17 protein-coding genes are annotated in these 19,247 nt (G+C 43.7%); 6 read left to right on the top strand and 11 right to left on the bottom strand.

The features are described 5' to 3' along the window. Positions 1-248 precede the first annotated feature (248 nt). From ftsY to F6K52_RS04640, 5 genes are all read right to left on the bottom strand, one after another. Positions 249-2,093 carry a signal recognition particle-docking protein FtsY gene (gene ftsY, locus F6K52_RS04660; RefSeq protein ID WP_293074698.1) on the bottom strand — a complete coding sequence of 615 codons (1,845 nt, stop codon included), beginning with the start codon at positions 2,091-2,093 and terminating at the stop codon, positions 249-251. Between the two features lie 223 nt (positions 2,094-2,316). After that, the gene (gene nusB / locus F6K52_RS04655) at positions 2,317-2,946 is read right to left on the bottom strand and encodes a transcription antitermination factor NusB (protein WP_293074696.1); all 630 of its coding nucleotides are present in this window, start codon (positions 2,944-2,946) and stop codon (positions 2,317-2,319) included. 40 nt (positions 2,947-2,986) lie between these two features. Further along, the gene (locus tag F6K52_RS04650) at positions 2,987-3,715 is read right to left on the bottom strand and encodes a DUF502 domain-containing protein (RefSeq protein ID WP_293074694.1); all 729 of its coding nucleotides are present in this window, start codon (positions 3,713-3,715) and stop codon (positions 2,987-2,989) included. Between the two features lie 1,014 nt (positions 3,716-4,729). Next, positions 4,730-5,638, bottom strand: a complete 909-nt coding sequence (locus F6K52_RS04645) for a glycosyltransferase family 2 protein (RefSeq protein ID WP_293074733.1) — start codon at positions 5,636-5,638, stop codon at positions 4,730-4,732. Between the two features lie 52 nt (positions 5,639-5,690). Next, the gene (locus F6K52_RS04640; RefSeq protein ID WP_293074692.1) at positions 5,691-6,509 is read right to left on the bottom strand and encodes an HpsJ family protein; all 819 of its coding nucleotides are present in this window, start codon (positions 6,507-6,509) and stop codon (positions 5,691-5,693) included. A 395-nt stretch (positions 6,510-6,904) separates the two neighbouring features. Here F6K52_RS04640 and pgl point away from each other — a divergent pair, with 395 nt between their 5' ends. The 3 genes from pgl (at position 6,905) to F6K52_RS04625 (ending at position 10,435) form a co-directional block, all read left to right on the top strand. Next, the gene (gene pgl / locus F6K52_RS04635; RefSeq protein WP_293074690.1) at positions 6,905-7,627 is read left to right on the top strand and encodes a 6-phosphogluconolactonase; all 723 of its coding nucleotides are present in this window, start codon (positions 6,905-6,907) and stop codon (positions 7,625-7,627) included. Positions 7,628-8,215: 588 nt separating this feature from the next. Next, a complete protein-coding gene (locus tag F6K52_RS04630; RefSeq protein WP_293074688.1) occupies positions 8,216-9,103 on the top strand; it encodes an FHA domain-containing protein in 888 nt (295 codons plus the stop codon). Between the two features lie 870 nt (positions 9,104-9,973). Then, a complete protein-coding gene (locus tag F6K52_RS04625) occupies positions 9,974-10,435 on the top strand; it encodes an FHA domain-containing protein (protein WP_293074687.1) in 462 nt (153 codons plus the stop codon). Between the two features lie 53 nt (positions 10,436-10,488). Here the strand turns inward: F6K52_RS04625 and F6K52_RS04620 are convergent, their stop codons facing one another. Continuing rightward, complete coding sequence (locus tag F6K52_RS04620) at positions 10,489-11,745, bottom strand: transposase (RefSeq protein WP_293074685.1); 1,257 nt, start codon at positions 11,743-11,745, stop codon at positions 10,489-10,491. Positions 11,746-12,246: 501 nt separating this feature from the next. On the opposite strand from F6K52_RS04620, the gene F6K52_RS04615 reads away from it, so the two are divergent. The 3 genes from F6K52_RS04615 to F6K52_RS04605 all read left to right on the top strand — a co-directional run bounded on the left by F6K52_RS04615 (position 12,247) and on the right by F6K52_RS04605 (position 14,988). After that, positions 12,247-12,396 (top strand): hypothetical protein, encoded by a 150-nt coding sequence (locus F6K52_RS04615; protein WP_293074683.1) that lies wholly within the window; start codon positions 12,247-12,249, stop codon positions 12,394-12,396. 423 nt (positions 12,397-12,819) lie between these two features. Continuing rightward, the gene (locus tag F6K52_RS04610) at positions 12,820-14,514 is read left to right on the top strand and encodes a cyclic nucleotide-binding domain-containing protein (protein WP_293074681.1); all 1,695 of its coding nucleotides are present in this window, start codon (positions 12,820-12,822) and stop codon (positions 14,512-14,514) included. Between the two features lie 138 nt (positions 14,515-14,652). Further along, positions 14,653-14,988: a hypothetical protein gene (locus F6K52_RS04605; RefSeq protein WP_293074679.1), complete on the top strand. Its 336-nt coding sequence runs from the start codon at positions 14,653-14,655 to the stop codon at positions 14,986-14,988. A gap of 221 nt (positions 14,989-15,209) precedes the next feature. Here the strand turns inward: F6K52_RS04605 and rpsN are convergent, their stop codons facing one another. The 5 genes from rpsN to serS form a co-directional block, all read right to left on the bottom strand. Beyond that, positions 15,210-15,512: a 30S ribosomal protein S14 gene (gene rpsN, locus F6K52_RS04600; protein WP_293074677.1), complete on the bottom strand. Its 303-nt coding sequence runs from the start codon at positions 15,510-15,512 to the stop codon at positions 15,210-15,212. Between the two features lie 58 nt (positions 15,513-15,570). Then, entirely contained in the window at positions 15,571-16,266 is a 696-nt protein-coding gene (gene nth / locus F6K52_RS04595; RefSeq protein ID WP_293074675.1) for an endonuclease III, read from the bottom strand. After that, positions 16,250-16,339 (bottom strand): PT domain-containing protein, encoded by a 90-nt coding sequence (locus F6K52_RS36910; RefSeq protein WP_364416060.1) that lies wholly within the window; start codon positions 16,337-16,339, stop codon positions 16,250-16,252. The genes nth and F6K52_RS36910 overlap by 17 nt, the downstream gene beginning before the upstream one ends. A 248-nt stretch (positions 16,340-16,587) precedes the next feature. Beyond that, on the bottom strand, positions 16,588-17,679 hold the full coding sequence (gene rseP, locus F6K52_RS04590; RefSeq protein WP_293074673.1) for an RIP metalloprotease RseP: 1,092 nt from the start codon (positions 17,677-17,679) through the stop codon (positions 16,588-16,590). Between the two features lie 85 nt (positions 17,680-17,764). Further along, a complete protein-coding gene (serS, locus tag F6K52_RS04585; RefSeq protein WP_293074671.1) occupies positions 17,765-19,048 on the bottom strand; it encodes a serine--tRNA ligase in 1,284 nt (427 codons plus the stop codon). Between the last annotated feature and the right edge of the window lie 199 nt (positions 19,049-19,247).

Genomic DNA, 19,247 nt, shown 5'->3' with positions numbered 1-19,247 from the left:
ATCGCATAAGCGCGGAAGCTTCGCTTCATCGCGTTTTTTAGATGAGCGAGACAGTAGCGATCGCATAAGCGCGGAAGCTTCGCTTCATCGCGTTTTTTAGGAATTATATTTTTATGATCCCATCATCATTGATCAGACCATGACTATAGGGATCCGTGTAGGAATGGTAATAATTTTTCTTCCCTGTTCCCTGTTCCCTGTTCCCTGTTCCCTTGCTGTCATAACCAGCAATTTAAATCAAGACCAGCTTAGCCACTAAGCAACGCTTCCACAAATTCATAACTAGAGAAAGGCCGCAAATCTTCAATGCCTTCCCCTGCACCAATAAAGCGAATCGGTAAGCCCAGTTCCCGCACCACTGCTAAAGCGACACCACCTTTGGCGCTTCCATCCAATTTTGTTAATACCACTCCACTCAGTTTTGCCGCCTCTGAGAAGACTTGTGCTTGACGTAAACCATTTTGACCCAAGGTAGCATCCAGCACTAGCAAGGATTCAACTGTGGCATCTGGGGCTTTTTTAGCGACAATTCGCCGAATTTTCGCCAATTCCTCCATTAGATTTTTCTTATTTTGCAATCGTCCTGCTGTATCCACCAACAGTAATTCGGTATTTCTAGATTGGGCAGCACTAATGCCATCAAACACAACAGCAGCTGGATCAGTATTCTTACCAGGATTAGCAATCACTTCAGTGCCACTGCGCTCTCCCCAAACCTTAACTTGTTCCACTGCCGCAGCTCGAAAGGTATCTGCTGCTGCAATTAGGCAACGGTAGCCTGACTTCTGACCTAAGTTAGCGAGTTTACCAATAGTAGTAGTTTTGCCAGCACCATTGACTCCAGTCATCAGCCAGATATTCAAGGTATCGTTTTCTGGAGCAAAGGTCCGGCTGTAATTGTTACTGTAAGGTTGCTCTAGCAAATCTCTGATGATTTGTTTGAGATATGCGATCGCTTTTTCTGCTGGTAGAGACTCCTCCCGCAACCTAGCTTGTAGAGTCTCAATAATATAGTCAGTGGCCTCAACTCCTACATCTGCTTGTAACAGCAGTGCCTCAATCTCCATTACCGCGTCTTGATTCAACGGGCCTTGACCCACAATCGCCTTTAGTTGGTTAATCAACCCACGACGAGTTTTGCCCAATCCCTGACGCAGTTGCTTGAGCCAGCTAATTTCCTCAATGGAGATATCCTCAGGACTTCTTCCCTGAGATGCCAACACTTCTGCTGACCACAAGAACCCATCATCAAAGGCCAGACCCACATTTTGATCTATCTCTGCTTCCCCTTCATCCCCGATCATAGTTGCCACTTCGGGTTCCGGTTCAGGGGTTTCAATAGCTGTTTCCTTAAGACGTTCCAGTCGTGCTAGTCGGTTAGTGCTTGATCGACGCGCCCAACTTGGGCCAGAAGCGAGGGTTTCTTCCTCTGTTGTCTCAACTGATGGAGCTATATCAGTTGTCAAGGCATCTGACTCAGGGATTGGTTTATTCTCAACCGAGGTCATCGCTATAGATGAGTCATGATTAGAGCTTACTGAATCCGATGGTGTTGATACTACCTCCTCTACCATCTGATCAGAGGATTGCTCCGTTACTGGTTCCACGGTTTCAGCAGTATCTACAGAAGCTTCACTAACCGTAGACTCTTCTAATTCCGGTTCTGCTTGTGATTCTTCTTCAACAGTTATCTGAGCTACCTCAGCTGCAACTGTCGTGTCAGTTTCCTCAGACCCTTCCGATGTTTCAGCCGCTGGAGATTCAGTCTCTTGTGATTCTTGAGGTTTTTCCGGTGTAGCCGTTGCTGCTGGCTGAGCGGTTGTATCATCTACTGGCTTACTGTCAGTAGTGTCTGTCTCTGGGGATTGATCTACTTGTTGCTTCTGAACATTTTTGTAGGCAGCTTTTGCCCAACTCAGGTAATCATCAGCTGCTGCCGAAGATGACTCTTCTTGGGACTTAGAATCAGCTTGGTCTATTGGTTGTTGTTGTGTTGCCTTTTGTTCCGATTCTACTTGAGATGTATCAGAGTCCTTTTTCTCAGCAGACCCTGCCCTAGCATCAGACTTTCGTTGGAACCAATTAAAGACCATTACCCTTACTTGACTATGGCGTCAATTCACTATATATATTCAATATTTGATTTAGGTTTTGAGTGCTTAGCCCTAGGCTAATCCCTAACCGTTTCCTTAATTTTATCGATATTTGACTTAATATTATTAATTTTCTAATGTAGCCTTGGGTATTAGCCGAATTTTAGTCTATTCCCGATACTCCTACTCTCTAATCCCTACTCTCTACTCACTACTCCCTCCGCTATTGTGGTAGAGCTTGAGTTTTGATCAACTCATTGGCACGACGCAAAACACCATTAATAAAACGGTGTCCCTCCTCATCACTGTAGCGCTTAGCCAGTTCCACTGCTTCATTAATTGCGACTCGGTCTGGGATATCTAAAAACGAAATTTCCGCCACAGCCATCCGCAGAATATCCCGGTCAATACGAGGCAAGCGCTTCAGTTGCCAATCTTTCAGGGATTGGTTCAACATCTGATCAATCTCAAGCTGTCTACGACTAACAGCTTTGAGGATTTCTAGGGTATAGCTACGGACTTCAGCCGTATTAGACAACTGGACAATTTCGGGAATCTCTACCGCGCTTCCCAAGTGATTGATCGCTTTTTCAGTTAACTCAATTGCATCGGTTACCATAGCTCTAGCACTACGTACATCAGTAGCACGAGTTTCACTTTCGAGAATGCGATCGCTACCCCGTTTCAGTTCAGCCGCCGCCGTTTCTAAAGCCTCTTGAATTTCTCCTGTCAGGGTACGAACAGCCGCGAGCACCAGATTATTCAGTTGTTGTGTATCCAACCGCTCTGGTGAGTTGGGCATCTGAGAGATGCCCAAAAGAGCCAGTTCACGGGCAATTCTGCGAGGTTGCATTTTTTGTCCTTAGTTAATTTTGTTCTTTTACCCAAAAAGATTAGGTTTCTTCTGTTGGCAAAACCTGCTGTATCATCTCAGGCAATGGTTCTTCTAATGGTTGCTTTTCCGGAGGCTGCTGTAGATTAATTGGGATTGCCGGGTTATCTGGGCTAACAATTCCACCTGAGAGCAATACTTTAAAGGCATCTTCGATGGACATCGAAAGATTAATCACGTCCTGTTCAGGAACCATAGCATACCAGCCACTGGTAGGATTAGGAGTAGTAGGTATAAAAACGCTCAACATCGGGCGATTCATGTGGGATTGGAGTTGTGCACTCACAACACCGGTAACGAACGCGATCGCCCAGACTCCTTGGCGAGGATACTCTACCAAAATCACCCGACTAAACTTAGTTTTAGAATCCTGTAAAAGGGTTTCCAAAATCTGTTTAAGGGTTTTGTAGACTGCGCCAGCTAAGGGAATCGCCTGCAATAGTTTCTCACCCAAATCTAGCAACCACCGTCCCACAATGTTGCGTGCCATCAAGCCAATCAGCATAATAAATAGTAGTGGTACTGTCAGACCCACTCCTAAATTAATCAGATTTACTAAGATGGGGTGTAGATTATCAAAAGGGTTAATTTGTTTAGGAATTCTAGTTAAAAAATTTATCACCCAGTTGGCGATTGTAATCGTCAGCCAGATTGTGGTAGCCAGGGGAATTACCACTAGAATTCCCGCAATTAGGTCATTTTTTATATCCTGCTTCAAGCCCTCGAACACAGAGCACAGATTCTCCTTTGTATAACTGAATAAAATTTTTGACTACCCACCTCAATTCCCTACTATTCTTCCTAATTTTCCTAGCCACTTTTTTTTTCGAGTGGTTAAAAAAATTCCAAGGTGGATATAGCCCTTATAGACTAGTATATCTCAGTTTGTTAGCGTATCGTGCGCCTATGCACAATCTAATCAATTTACTCGCCTATGAGGAGGATACAGGATACATAATTCAGTTTTCATCATCATAATTCAGCTATGGTTAGTGGGACTAGACAGAACGATTGTTGGATTCTTGGGAGGATTTCAAGGTAAAAATTCCTTGACAATCAATTAGTCTGACTCGAAGTTCCTGACTTTAGACTCCTCAATGGTCGGATCGTTGGTTATGTCGAACTCAGCTATTCTACGCCAATAGGTACTAATTTTAAACTAGGTGGAGTGGGGGGAAAGTGAGGTTGCTTTGACCCATGGGAGGCTATATCATAGGAAAAACCTACGCTGCACCCATTAACTGATATCATAAGGTAAGTTTTAACAGTGGAATTAAACCTGTTTTCCCTTTTCACTCCAGACTTGGGAGCTGGCTTTAGCTACTCCAAACCGGGTTTCTAGAAACTGCCACAAAACGGTAGGCCGTTTGCATCAATCTAAAATACCACTTCCGAAGTCTGGCGCTAGTTAATGCTTGACCATATGATGCCATTAGGTATGATGCCATTAGGGAGTTATACCCATGACTAGATTTCACCCAGGACTAGCTATAGGGTTATTACTGGCATGAACTAAGACCAGACCAGTTTTTTCCCTTGGACCAGATCAATCGGTATTATTCTTTACATATTACCAGAGATAGATTAACAAAGATAGAAAATCAAAAATGAAATGTTTGATTTATCGGTTAGTTAGCCAATGGTATAGTTAAATCCCTTGATCCTACCCTAATCTGGCAGAAAGACTACAGTCAAAGGGTTGTCGAGCAAGCTGTTCAAGGAAACAACCGACAGGCCTCGCCACTTAATCCTCGCTTAGTGACTGCGAAGTTACTTGGGTAGCATCAGAGTCTTTTGAGCCTGGGGAAGTTGAGGAAATCACACGGTTACTCGGAGGGGGCATGGGATGCTTAAGTTCCCAAACTTTGAGCAATATCAGATACTCATAAAATGCTTGTAACATGCACCAGGCAAACCCGGCTTGACCATCCAAGAAGCCTCCGAGTAGGAAGTACATATATATAAAACGCAATACAGGTCGCCAGGGCAAGCGTAAGGACAAGTTTTTCAGGGCACGGCGTCTTTCTACTTCCGAACGCCCAAAAAATAAGTCTTGCCACTTAACAGTTCCTTGCTCCAACTGGCGCAAAGTTTCGAGAGCTTCGTCGGTAGAGTAGCGATTGTGTTTATCAATCCAGCGGCTAAATCCCTTACTGTTGGTGTAGTGAGGATATGTTTCTTTTATAAAACCAGTCTGTCCATCGCATACTTCCCGTTCCGTATGACCATAATCATCAAACCAAACCTTGTCCTTACGAAACAGCCGTAGTTGGTAACGGGGATACTGAGTAGAGTAGCGAATCCAGCGATTCATGAACATGACCCGCTCAGCAACGTAATAAGCCACATGCTCCTTTCGTTGTATTGCTCCCTGGCATTCGGCAAATAATTCAGGGGTCATGCGTTCATCAGCTTCAAGGATATAGACCCATTCGTACTTGGTGGGCACTTCCTTTAGCATCCAGGTGCGCTGACGTCCATGACTTTCAAAGGCGTGCTGCACAACTCGCACCGGATACTGACTAGCAATTTCTACAGTGCGATCGCTACTGATTGAATCTACGATAATCACATCGTCCGAGAGTAGGGCTGACTCGATACAAGCAGCAATATCTAGTTCTTCGTTGTAGGTCAGGATATAAATCGAGAACATCTCAAGGGGATCATTATCAAAAATCTGGTCAGGGTTAAAAGTTTCCACCCTACTAAGCTTGCCCACGACGGGTTACTGGTGTACTTCCCAACCCTCGTAATCCGGTCCAGCCAATGGCAATATAGCCAATTGCTAGGAGTAAGCTACTCAAACCCGTTTTAATGCCCAGTTTGAAAGCTTCTGTGGTGGCTCGTTTCTCTAATTGAAGTTTTTGACTACGGATTTGGTTAATATTTTGCTCTACTTCTTGATTGAGCACATCAGGGTTTTCCTTAATTGCCTGCAATTGTTGTCTAACTCTGTTAGCCTGAGCTTTTGCTTGCTCAAGCTGTTGTGCTGGAATCCTACCACTTTTAATAGCTGCGTCTAAATCGGCCAATCTCTTTTCTACCTGGGCTATACCTTGAGGACTTTTGAGAAGTTCAGTGACTTGCTGAGTGCGGTTTTCCAGTTGAACTTCGGCGGTCTTGGCTCTTTGGTTAATTTGTTCTAGAGCCTGGGAACTTTGCAAACGAAGGTTATTGAGATGTAGGGGTACCATTAGCAGAAAGACCAACCCTAGAAAACTAGACAGACACAGCACCCAAAATCGGAGATCTTGAACCGAAGATTTTGGCTCTGTAGTACCGCTAGCAGAACTTTGAGCAATCCAATATCCAGCAAATAAAAACCCAATGCCAACCATAGGGATAATACCTCGGTCAACAACTTGGGTAGCAAAGTTCAACTGCCACTCTGGCTTTAACAGGCTAGCTCCCTGTGTGGGAATTGCCAAAATGATGTAATCCAAAAGAGAGGAAACGATCATTATCAGCCCGACAACTTTAAGAGTCAGAGCAGTAAACGACGAATAAACAGAATTAGTATTCATGGGCTATGAAGCGCGATTATTAGATTAACTTAATCATCGACTTGGGGAATTTACTGAGTAATCCTTCCTAAACTTACTGGCTTACTAGTTTTTAGAGTACTCAGTAAAGTTGAAAAATAGAAGAGCACGAAGGCCAACCATGGCGCTTTGCCCATATTAACCTATGGCAATCGAGAATCCTAACTCCAACATCCGCTCCTGGTGTTAAAGTGCTGATGGGAAGTCCCGCCCTCTAACTTTTAGGTGAGCGTCACCAGCCTTAGCCATTAACCATTAACCACTAATCAAGGTGTTAGGATAATTTCTGGTATTCTTCCTGAATCAGGTAAAGCGATCGCACAATAGCTGATTAACGGTAGTCTTGTGGATGTAGTGTTCCTCGGCAGAAAGGTTTTATGAACAAAGTGGTTGAAGTTGTACCGGATAAAGAAGCTTTGATTAGGCGAGCTGTTGATGTTGTCCTCAGTAAAATCGAAGGAGCAATCCAGGCTAAAGGTCGTTGTACCATTGCCCTTGCTGGGGGTAGCACCCCCAAGCCTTTATATGAAGCGATCGCTACCTTTGACCTTGCCTGGAATAACATTCATGTGTTTTGGGGTGATGAACGCTATGTTAGTCCCGATGACCCGGATAGTAATCAAAGGATGGCTCGTCTGGCCTGGTTAGACAAAGTCGATATACCAGAGGCTAACATTCACCCGATGCCCACCGACGGCTCTAGCCCTGCTGCTGACGCGGATAAACATCAAGCTCAACTGTATGAGTTTTTTGGCATACCAGTAGGAGAGTTTCCTGGCTTTGATGTAATTTTGTTAGGCATTGGTGATGATGGCCATACTGCTTCCCTATTCCCCCATACAGAGGCTCTGCAAGTAAAAGACCGACTCGTTACAGTTGGCAACAAAGATGGTCAACCACGAATCACCTTTACCTCCACCTTGATTAACCATGCCAACTGCGTTATGTTTCTGGTTGCTGGTGCTGGCAAAAGAGCAGCCTTAGCTCAAATATTTGCCCCCGAAGCTGATCCACAAACCTATCCAGCTCGGTTGATCCAGCCCCAAGGAGAACTTTGGTGGCTTCTAGATCAATCAGCAGGTGAAGATTTGAAACATTGACAAGCACGGAAGTGTCAAGTGTGAACGATGAAGTGCGAAACAGTTCTATCCAGTTACTGAGAAACTATTATAGTTTTAGGGGATTATGTTATATTTTTAGGGATTTTGATAATTCATTAGGGTGACTTGCCTGGTAGCCTTTTGTGTGGAAGCCTTTTGCCTTATATGCTCCCACTCTAGCTAAAACCCGCACCAATCCCAGGTCTCCTCAGATAGGGGAGTGGTGCTTGGATGCGGGACAGGAATTAATTTCGATTTTAACCGAAAATAGCCAAAGTCTACTGTAGTCTAATCAGCGAGAAGGTTGCTGAATTAGATAGCAGCAAAAAGAACCAAAAAGTAACTTCAATCAAGTCTATTAAAAGTGGGGCAGTACGTTTTCCTGGCAAGAAAACGCGCCATGAGGCAATCAAGTTATTGATAGTTCTATAACTTGATTGCCTCGTTCGCGCAGAGTCTCCAAAGGATAAGAAGTTCTGGTAGCCTTAAGAGGTGCATTAAGCCTACACTTGCCCGATCGGGAAGTGTATGATCGTCACATTATCTGAAATTAGATAATAGCTGTTAAAAATAATAAATTAAAGTTATATGATTGTTTGCCCTAACTGCAATCACCAAAATCCGGAAGGGGCTACCCAATGTGAAGCCTGCTACACTCCCTTACCTTCCACTACCAGCTGTCCTAACTGTGGTGCAACAGTTCAGACTGACGCAAGCTTCTGTGGTCAGTGTGGATTTCACTTGAATGTGGGTGCCAATATGGAAAAAGGGGAGAAATCAGGGTCAAACTCTACCCCAGAGATACCCGACTTGGTATCCCCAGACCCACTTGTTGAACCTATATCCATGGCTATGAATACTCAAGTCCCCGATCCAGCATCCAATCCTATCAGTTCTGATGATGCTGAATCTACCACCCCTATGCCAGCTACGGTTGTTAATCCAGCCCTCAACACAGAAGCATATCAACCACAGAATCCTGACTTAGAAACCCTACCATTGCCCCTACCTACCGTTGGTAATTTAGGGTTTTCTCAGGAAGAATCTAGCCAAAACGTACCCTCACCGTCAATACCAGAAGCTGACTTAGAGAACCCGCCACCGCTCCCTGTACCCGATAGAGGTAGTGCCCAAACTCAGTTGCAGGTAATCTCAGCTCAACTGTTGCATATGCAAACCAATACAACAATTGAGTTACCGCAGCATATATCAGTGATTCATATGGGTAAGCCCAATGATAAAATTCCCCCGGATATTGATGTCTCTGGTTTTCCTGACTCAGACATTGTCTCTCGCATTCACGCCGATATCAGAGTTGAAGGGGATATCTATTATATTGAAGATGTAGGCAGCTCCAATGGCACTTATGTCAACCACACGTCTCTAGCACCAGGCAATCGGCATCGACTAAGAACAGGCGATCGCATTAGCTTGGGGAAAGGTGATAAAGTGACATTTTTGTTCCAAAGTTCTTGAGTTTTCGTTACTAGGTGGGTGTGACAGCTGGTTGTGCAAAATTGATCTGGGACAAAGCCCCGACCTAAAGCGCTAGCTAGGTCGGGGCAGTTTACTATCGGGGCAGTTTACGTGAGGATGTTTCGTTGCTAGGGGTTATGGACAATTGCAGACCTTCCTTTGAACAAAACTCGCGAAAGTCCACTCTTACGGTTTCGTCTCCGAGATGGATAGCGAGACGACAACTTGTGACGAATCGTACTAAAATAGAGCTGGTTGATGACCCGCCTGACCGACTAAAAGGCTACCTTAAAAACAGTCTTATTTGGTTAACTTAGACCATTAGGTTTACAAAGTACGCTTCGGAGTTCAGGGAAGAGACAAGCCCCGGCTGGTTAGCCTATATGCTGTGATTCCAAGGTTTGTCTGTCGCAAAATACGTCCTTAGAAGGCGGATGTCTGCCTGTGGACGCTGAGTAAGACCAAAACCGGCAGGCGCGCCTCTGGTTGAGGCTTCGGCGGATGAAGCGGGAAACTCTAAAGACGAATAAGACCGTCCCTGATTGGCTTGAGGTGGCGAGCAATCCCATGGCCGTAGGCCACGCTATGCGAACGCCAGCTCAGCCAAGCAGGTTGGGGTACTTCAAATTAATAATTCACCATGGTGGCACTCTCCTAGATTGCCCCTTCTACTAAGGTCGTCTATAGTCATAGTATTTACAGCAAACTATATATTAATATAGGTGTGCCTTAATTGGGGTGCATGTCAGTCCTTGCTAATCTAAGCAGATATGACTAATTCTGGCAGCCGTTTTGGCTGTATAAGCAAGGAAATCCCACGTTGTGTCGGTGGGGGATAGTTAACAGTATCAGGCCGTGAGGACAAAATCCTTGAAAGATGTGACACCGGCGATTACCCTAACCCTACTGCATCCTCTCCAGTCTGTGCCTGTTCAAAGTTGGCCCTTTGAAACAGAATCAGTGATTCGGATTGGCCGGTCAACCGATAATCATGTTATTCTCTATAGCGCTGTAGTTTCCCGTCACCATGTAGAACTACGGCGAAATCCTGATGGTTGGGAAATTATCAGTTTAGGTGCCAATGGTACGTATATGGATGGCAAGCGGATTACCCAAATGCCGGTTATCGATGGGATGATTATTCGTCTAGCTAGTTCCGGTCCGAAAATTCAGATTCATATTAATGGAGAAATGCCTTCAGCAAGGCTGAAGACAATTTTGGATAAGCGTGCCTCTGAACGAAAGCGGAACATCAATTCATTCAATAATACGTTGATAAATGCCGAAAGCACCCAATCCGATCAAACTGAGTCAACTGAAATGGAAGATTGAACTTTTATGGTAATTGATGCTAATTACTAAGTGGTAAGTTGAGTGACATACTCCTACACTGACCTTTTCAGGTTCAGTGTAGGCTTCTTTCCAACTCCACCCATTGGTTCGGATACTCGGAAAGCTTTACTGCTGACGGGATGCCCCACCGCCAAATTCAATACATTAATTGCCGCATTTACATCCCTGTCAGCCACGTAACCACAATGAGGACAAGAATGGATGCGGTCTTTTAATTTTTTCGGTACTTTTTTACCGCAATTAGAGCAATTTTGGCTAGTATTTCGGGGATTCACCGCAACTGTAACCAACCCAGCATTTAAGGCCGTAGGCCACGCTACGCGAACGGCTTTGGTTGATAAGATAGACAGGAATTGTCCCCAGCCAGCATCTAAAACTGACTTAGCCATTTTTGTTTTGGCCAAACCTTTGATATTGAGTTTCTCGTGAGCGACTAGGTCGTGATCATCTAGTAATCCCTTCGCTGTTTTAAAATGAAAGTCTTTTCTGGTGTCAGCAACCTTTTTGTGAGCTTTCCCTAATTTAGTTACAGCTTTCTTTCGGTTGTTACTACCTTTCTTGGATCTACTAACAGCTTTTTGGATTTTTTTGAGTCGCTTTTGAGCTTTCCTGTAATATTGAGGAATAGGGATATCTGTACCATCAGACTTAATCAAGAAAGATTTGAGTCCCATGTCAATACCGACAGGATTAGTGACCATTACTATTGGAATTATGTCCGGAACAGAATCATCTTGAATTGACAGTGTAACGTAGTACCCATCAGCTTTTTTTGTTATTGTTGCTGTCTTAATCTTGAAGCCTTCTGGAATAGGTCGATGATAAATCATCTTGATTTTACCAAACTTAGGCAAAGTCAAGATGTTTCCGCTTACCGGTTCCTTAGAAAGAGATGGAAAAGTAAAAGACTTGTACCTATTTTCACCTTTAAATCTCGGTTTTCCACTTTTGTTACCGTTGCAATCCCCTTTAATGAACCGCTTAAAAGACAGGTCTACCCTTTTAACGCAATCCTGCAAGACTTGAGAATGAATCTCTCCGTACCACGGCCTATCCTTCTTTAAGTCAGGCAAAGATTTCTTTTGCGAGAAGTATTCGGGCTTGTTTCTTAACTCCGGTAGATGACAAACAAGAGGACAAGAATTTACTGGACAACAGTTTTGTTCATACCAGTTAAATCGGTCAGCTAATAAATAGTTGTATTGGTGGCGTAACATATCCAACCATTTCTCTATCTTGGCAATCTGCGATTTAGTTGGTCTGAGTCTGTACTGATACGCTGCTCTCACTTGTCATCTCCTGCTTATCGACCTACCATAATAGTAACACACGTAACATATGTTAATACAAAATAAAAGATAAAACAGTGATGATTAGGTTGACTGATTTTGAGAAACGACAATTAAAACAGGAGGCCGTTCCCGTAGCGTGACCTACGGTCAATCCCAGGGGGATGACCTCATCTGAACTACTTAGAAGCTTGATAGCTCGCTTCCCTATCCCAGAAGACTCTGTGTAAAATTCATCCCACACTCATCCTTACGGATTGAGATGTGGGATGAATTTTACCGGACAGCTAAGATCAGCGAATAGGAAGAGGAGTTAGATGTGTTCATCATTAAGATATTATTGGTTGCAAAGCGTGCAGCTACTACTTTGGGATTTCCTGTCTACTTTTGTTTACCATGTCCCTGAGCACATTTTTGGTAAATTCCATGCGCTAGTACACCATAGTAAGAATCGTAGTTTCATTCACTATGCTGTATTAACTAAGAACCCCCTGGTAATCCTTGATCGCGCACGCAGGTGCCTTTCCTTATTTAATGTTTGTGCCTTGGTTTTGGCAAATTTCTCCTCTAGGAACTATCTTGGGACTGGTGTTGGGTGAGCTTCATGTGATCTGGAGGCATGTTTCTGTGATGGAGTGGAAAACTCCATAACCGTGGTATGATTACATTTGACGGAGACCGTCACATCATTGTCAAACATGGTATTATATGTAATAACCTCTAAAGCTAACTTGAAGCTAGTGCTGAGTGCTGATTAGCTACTGATTAGTGGTTGTGTAAGTGTGGCAAGGGCTTTTTAGGCTTTGTTGTCAGGTTTGTTCTCAGGTTTGTTACTTGTGCTTGACTAAGAAAAAGCGATGCAGCGCGGTCTTGGGGGTTTCCCCCATGAGCGACTGCATCAAGACAATAGTTGTGTTCCTCAAAGCGCTTCATCCTTGGTCTTGCAAGGAATTTAACTGGTCTAGGAGTTGCCAAATGGAAAAGTGGTAAATAGCAACTCTGATATCTGAATCCTAAAATAATACTAAGATTAAGTGGTATAAATATAGATTCATAGCTGAAAAGCAGTTATTTATGCCTCTTGATCAATTAGTTCCAAAATTTTTAAAAAAATCTCTCTTCCAACTGGGAGAAGTGCCTGTCTCTCTTCTCACCATACTTCAATTAATTTTTTTATTTTTAATTGCTAAATTTCTCATTCAAGATTTCAAAAAATTCCTGAATTGTAAACTGCTTAATAAGCTAGTAAATGATCCAAAAAAAAGAGATTTTTTTGCTAAATTAATTAGTTATACAATTTTCACTGTATTGGTATATATTATCTATTTTATAGGTGGTTTAGATCTAATTAAATTAACCATTTTTGAAGTAGGTAATACTAAAGTATCTATTAAATTACTAATACAGCTAGTACTGTCTTTAATGATAGTAATTTTTCTGGCTAGTACCCTAAAAAACTTTTTAAAACAAGAGCTACTTCCCCAAATGGGGATTGACGAAGCTAATCGAGCAGTCATCGCTACAATCATCAGCTACGCATTTGGGATATTAGGCATTGTAATTGTTCTGAATAATAACTTTGAATTGGGGTCATTAGCAGTTATTGCTGGTGGCTTAGGGGTTGGAATTGGTTTTGGACTACAGGATATAACTAAAAACTTTATCAGTGGTGTGACATTACTATTAGAACGAACAATACGAGTTGGTGATTTTATTGAATTTGATGGGTTATCCGGATATGTTAAAGAAGTCTCGATGCGGTCTACAATCATCCGCACAAGGGAGGGGGGAGATGTAGTAGTTCCTAACTCTCATTTGGTAGAAAACCGAATGCTTAACTGGACTTTTGACAGCTATAAAGCCCGTATACACATACCTGTAGGAGTTGCTTACGATAGTGATCCAGTATTAGTGACAGAAGTCCTATTAAAATCTGCTTATTTAGAACCATCTGTCTTATCTGAGCCGACACCAAGAGTTCTTTTTAAAGGGTTTGGTGATAGTGCCTTAAACTTTGAACTTCGGGTATGGGTCAATCGAATTGATCAAGAACCTTTGATAAGAAGTTCTTTGAATTTTATTATTGAATATAATTTACGTCAGCAGGGAATCTCAATTCCTTTCCCTCAAAGGGATTTTTGGCTGCGTAACCCTGAAGCCCTGATGGGGAAAGAGATTCACAGCCAAAATATTGAAACTGTTGAACAAACTATTGAAGAATCAAATCAGCAGTCGTTCAAAGTTAAAACACCTAGACCTTTAGCTTTACGTGACTTACTGCGGCAGGTCGATTATTTTAAAAATTTTACTGAATTAGAACTAAGACAATTAATTGAAATTGGATACCGAAAGCGCTTACGTCCCTCAGAGATGTTATTTCATGAAGGAGACCCTGGAGATGCATTTTATATTATCCTAGCTGGTTCTGTCGAAGTCTTTGTAGAGAGGATTAACAAAACTCTTAATAGTCTTCAGGCAGGTCAATTTTTTGGCGAACTTTCGTTAATGTTAGGCGTACCAAGAACAGCATCAGTTAGAGCCTTAGAAGAGTCACTATTATTTGTAATTAGCAATAAAGGTTTTAAACAACTCTTGAAGGACTATCCAGATCTATCGGAGATTATTGTCCAGGAATTAGGCAAACATCAGGAAGAATTAGCTGAGCGACAAAAACAGATGCGGAAAATGGGTTTGTTGGATGCGGCAGAAGATGACAAAAATATTCTAGTTTGGGTTCGCAAGCGAGTCAAGAGGCTATTTGCTCTTTAATAGCAAAGACCAGGATCAGTTTGTTGAGTGTGGAGTATTGAGTGTGGAGTATTGAGTGTTAAGTGTTGAGTGTCAAAGTATCATAGAATCAAAGGTCAACAGAAAACTATTTAGCTTAGCCGTCATTAAACCTTATTTATGGCTAAACCGAAACCAATTCCAGCGATTACTCTGCCACCGGCTGAAAATCCTCAGCAGGAAGGTGAATGGTTACGAGAAACTCTTGCGCAATGGCTAGATCAAGAGTTTCTCCCAGAAGCAATTAATCAAACGATTGCACAACGCGCCGCCCAGATTTTCGTCCGTCAACGGATGGAAGGAGAAAATGATTTGGGTTCACTTGTGATTGCTATTGTTACAGAAATGCAGGCGTTTGACTTTACAGAAAGTTTTTACGGGGAATTTGCGATCGCTAACGCTGTCAGTGACCTACTCTTACAAAGTCTTGGCATTGACCGCTGTTGTGGGCAGTAAAGGTTTCAGGTTAAAGGTTTTAAGGTTGAAAGTTCCGAGAGGGTCATGCAAGAGCCCGTTGAAGATTAAGGGAGAGTGGCTATGCTGCTCTTCAGTAGGAAAACCCGAAGGGTAGACTACGGTAAGTTAGACAATCTTTTACCCTGTAACCTGTAACCTGTAACCTGCAACCTGTAACCTGCAACCTGTAACCTGCAACCTAAAACCTGCAACCAGTTAATCTACCAGCTTGATTTAACTACACCTGGCAATAGACCTTGGTGCGCCCATTCCCGCAAAACATGGCGAGATAGTCCAAAGTCTCGGTAGTAACCTCGAGGACGCCCTGTAACCCAACAACGGTTCCGCACACGGCAGGGGGCACTGTTGCGGGGAAGCTGTTGTATTTTCCGGTGGATCTCTAACCTTTCTCGTTGAGTCGCAGCATTTTTAAAATCTTCCTTGAGCGCCTCCCGCTTAGCTGCGTACTTTTCTACCATTTTTTTGCGCTTTTTTTCGCGCTCAATCATTGATTTTTTAGCCATTAATTCTCGAAACTCTATTCTTTAACAAGACACTGCCTTATTATCTTATCCGATCGCCTTAATTAGTTTTCCCGGTATCTGTTTTAGTAGTCGTTACCTGAGGCAGATCTGCACTGGTACATAAATCCGCCAAAACACAAGCATCACAATCAGGTTTTCGGGCTTTACAAATTGCTCTACCATGATAAATCAGCCGAATCGACCAGTTTTCCCAATCCTCCTGGGGCAAAAGCCCCATTAAATCTCGCTCAATCCTGATGGGATCGGTGTATTCTGTCAATCCTAAACGCTGACTGAGGCGCTTGACGTGAGTGTCTACAGTGACTCCCTGGTTAATACCATAGGCATGGGCAAGTACTACATTGGCGGTTTTACGAGCAACTCCGGGCAACTTGAGGAGTTTGTCCATTTGTTTCGGTACCTGACCACCGTATTCCTTAACAATCATGCGGCAGGCACCTTGAAGATTTTTCGCCTTATTACGATAAAAGCCAGTAGAGCGCACTAAAGTTTCCAAGACTTCTATATCAGCACTAGCGATCGCAACAGCATCAGGAAACTGGCCAAACAACCCTGGTGTGACCTGATTCACACGTTCATCAGTGCATTGAGCTGAAAGAATGGTTGCCACCAGTAACTGTACTGGCGTTTCGTAATTCAGTGTACAGGTAGCGTGCGGATAGAGTTGCTTCAGGCGAATTAGAATTTCTAGGGATCGTTGCTGCTTGGCAGACGATTTACGGGTAATACTCATGGGTTGGAAGGTTGGAAGGTTGGAAGGTTGGAAGGTTGGAAGGTTGGAAGGTTGGAAGGTTGGAAGGTTCAATGTTGAGAAGATCTCGGGTAAATCTCTTCTAAAGCTATACCAGTAAAACCCACAGGATAAACGTTCCCTAGGTCAAGAAATCTTTGAACCTATAACCTGCAACCTATAACCTGCAACCTATAACCTGCAACCTATAACCTGCAACCTATAACCTGCAACCTATAACCTGAAACCTATAACCTGAAACCTATAACCTACAACCTATAACCTGCAACCTATAACCTGCAACCTGTAACAACCAAACACGGGTTACTGGAATAAGTTTTGTACCCAACCCAGGTTAGCTGTATCCCGAATAATCAAGAAGACACCTAAACCCAGAAGCAGCACTAGCCCAGTTTGCATAATATTCTGCTGTACTTCCATGGGCAAGGGCTTACCTCGAAGTCCTTCAATCAGTAAGAAAGCCAGCTGACCACCATCAAGGGCTGGTAGGGGCAAAATATTAATAATCGCTAGATTTATACTAATCAGAGCTGCAAACTGCAAAAGATTGACAGCATTGGAACGAGCAATATCGGCTCCAATCGCCACAATTGCCACTGGACCTGACACTTGTTCCGCCGTTTCGCCAAAATTACTCAGTAGCTGACCAAAGCCTTCCAAGGTTAAGACTGTAATACGTTGATATTCTTCGGCACCACGACTGAATACCTCCAGCAAACTACCAGCACGTTGACGCACTTCCTCTCCATTGGGAGAAAGTTGTACACCAATTTTTCCTTTCCCATCTATCCCTGGTTCCGGAACCACCTTCAACAGTAGCGTTTGTTTTTGACGCTGAATCCGCATTTGGAGGGGCTGGTTGGGATGATTTTGAATCGCTTTCATCAGGAAAGTAATCCCTTCCCGGTTTGCTTCCAACTCTTGACCATCTACGGCGAGAATTAAGTCTCTTGGTTTGATGCCTGCTTCTGTAGCCACTAAACTGCTTTCTGGGGCAAGTGTAGGCACTACCACACCCGGTTGGTAGTTAAATTGGGAGATGCCAACCATTCCTATCTGAGTCACAAGCAGGAAGTAAGCAAAGACTAAGTTAGCAATGACACCAGCACTAATCACAATTGCCCGGTCTAGAATCGGTCGGTTGCGGAGCAAATTGGGGTCATTGGGGGGAATATCGCTATCGGGGTCATCATCAGGAAAACCCACAAACCCCCCTAGGGGAATCGCTCGCACTGCATACTCAGTTTCTGGACCCTGATATTTCCAGAGAATTGGACCAAAGCCAAGAGAAAAGCGATTGGCATAGATTCCTTGCAGACGAGCTGCCATAAAATGACCAAGCTCGTGAACAAGAATCAAGACTGCCAAAACTGCAATCGCCGCCAAAATTGACATATAAGAATTTATTTAATGTAATGTTAACTTCATTTTTCTATTGTATAGGCATTGCAATTAGGCTCTAGGCTCTAGGCTCATGGTATTACAACAAATCGCGCCCCATATAAGGCTGTAGAGCCTCTGGTATCTTAACGGTTCCATCGGGTTGCTGATAATTTTCCAGAATGGCTGACATAGTACGCCCCACTGCCAAGCCTGAGCCATTGAGAGTATGAACAAAGTTAGTGCCTTTTTTCCCGGACTCTTTGAAGCGAATCCTACCCCGCCGTGCCTGGAAATCAAAGCAATTAGAGCAACTGGAAATTTCCCGATATGTCCTTTGCGAAGGCAGCCAAACTTCTAGGTCATAGGTTGTAGCGGCTGAGAAACCTATATCCCCTGTACACAGTTCTACAGTCCGGTAGGGTAATTTCAAGGTTTCCAAGATCACCTCAGCATTCTTAAGCAGCTTCTGATGCTCTTCGGAGGAAGTACTCGGCTCAACAATTTTCACTAGCTCAACTTTATTAAACTGGTGTAGTCGAATTAGACCCCGAGTATCCCGTCCATAGCTACCCGCTTCCCGGCGAAAGCAGGGGGTAAAGGCACAGACATTAATGGGAAGTTGGGATGCTTCGAGGATTTCGTCTCGGTAGAGATTGACCAATGGGACTTCTGCTGTTGGTGCTAACCACAAATCATCATCAGAGCACTTGAAGCTGTCCTCGGCAAACTTGGGCAACTGACCGGTAGCGGTTAGGGATTCACTGTTGATCAGTACTGGTGGCATCACTTCGGTATAGCCAGCAGCAATTTGCTGGTCAAGCATGAAGTTAATCAGTGCTCGTTCCAAACCAGCACCAGCCCCGATCAATGTCACAAATCGACTCTGAGCGATTTTAACCCCTCGCTCAAAGTTAAGAATGCCGAGTTTTTCGCCAATTTCCCAATGGGGGAGAATCTGGAAATCCTTGGGAATGTACTCATCACCCCACCGATGGACTTCTACATTTTCGGCTTCACTCTTGCCAATCGGTGTGGATTCCCAGGGCAAGTTGGGCAGGGATAGCAAGAGGGTGTTCAACTGGTCTTTTAGGTCTTTTTCTTCGGGTTCGAGTTCGCTCAACTTAGTTTTGATTTGGTTACCCTCTTCCTTGAGCGACTGAATTTCTGGGCTTTGTGGAGGACTACCCGATTTGATTTTTTGACCAATCAGCTTACCAATTTCATTACTACGAGCCTGCAACTGGGTGCGGGATGTTTCCAGCTCCCGCTGACGCTGGTTCAGTTCCAGGATAGGTTGTAGGTCATATTGATTGATACTACGTCGGTCTAGTAGTTCTTGAACCTTTTGTGGATTTTCCCGAATTTGCTTTAGGTCAAGCACGAGTTTTCTCTACTAAAATGGCGCGATCGCATGATCGGTACTCATCTGAGCAACATGGATCTAACTTCACCAATTTGCCACAGTTTTCTTGCCAACGGCAATTAAGTTTTCTTGGGAGTAGGGAGTAGGGAGTAGGGAGTAGGGAGTAGGGAGTAGGGAGTAGGGTGTCGGGTGTCGGGTGTCGGGTGTCGGGTGTCGG

Source organism: Moorena sp. SIO3H5 (genome assembly GCF_010692395.1).
GTDB lineage: Bacteria > Cyanobacteriota > Cyanobacteriia > Cyanobacteriales > Coleofasciculaceae > Moorena.
The sequence above is the reverse complement of the archived record's forward strand: the minus strand, read 5'-3'. Positions and strand labels throughout refer to the sequence as shown.

Bases quoted from the DNA above. Each gene is read 5' to 3' on its own strand.
- F6K52_RS04630 (WP_293074688.1), top strand. From the start codon at position 8,216: ATGATTGTTTGCCCTAACTGCAATCACCAAAATCCGGAAGGGGCTACC.
- F6K52_RS04640 (WP_293074692.1), bottom strand. From the start codon at position 6,509: ATGAATACTAATTCTGTTTATTCGTCGTTTACTGCTCTGACTCTTAAA.
- ftsY (WP_293074698.1), bottom strand. From the start codon at position 2,093: ATGGTCTTTAATTGGTTCCAACGAAAGTCTGATGCTAGGGCAGGGTCT.
- F6K52_RS04645 (WP_293074733.1), bottom strand. From the start codon at position 5,638: ATGTTCTCGATTTATATCCTGACCTACAACGAAGAACTAGATATTGCT.
- nusB (WP_293074696.1), bottom strand. From the start codon at position 2,946: ATGCAACCTCGCAGAATTGCCCGTGAACTGGCTCTTTTGGGCATCTCT.
- rseP (WP_293074673.1), bottom strand. From the start codon at position 17,679: ATGTCAATTTTGGCGGCGATTGCAGTTTTGGCAGTCTTGATTCTTGTT.
- nth (WP_293074675.1), bottom strand. From the start codon at position 16,266: ATGAGTATTACCCGTAAATCGTCTGCCAAGCAGCAACGATCCCTAGAA.
- F6K52_RS04610 (WP_293074681.1), top strand. From the start codon at position 12,820: ATGCCTCTTGATCAATTAGTTCCAAAATTTTTAAAAAAATCTCTCTTC.
- rpsN (WP_293074677.1), bottom strand. From the start codon at position 15,512: ATGGCTAAAAAATCAATGATTGAGCGCGAAAAAAAGCGCAAAAAAATG.
- F6K52_RS04605 (WP_293074679.1), top strand. From the start codon at position 14,653: ATGGCTAAACCGAAACCAATTCCAGCGATTACTCTGCCACCGGCTGAA.
- pgl (WP_293074690.1), top strand. From the start codon at position 6,905: ATGAACAAAGTGGTTGAAGTTGTACCGGATAAAGAAGCTTTGATTAGG.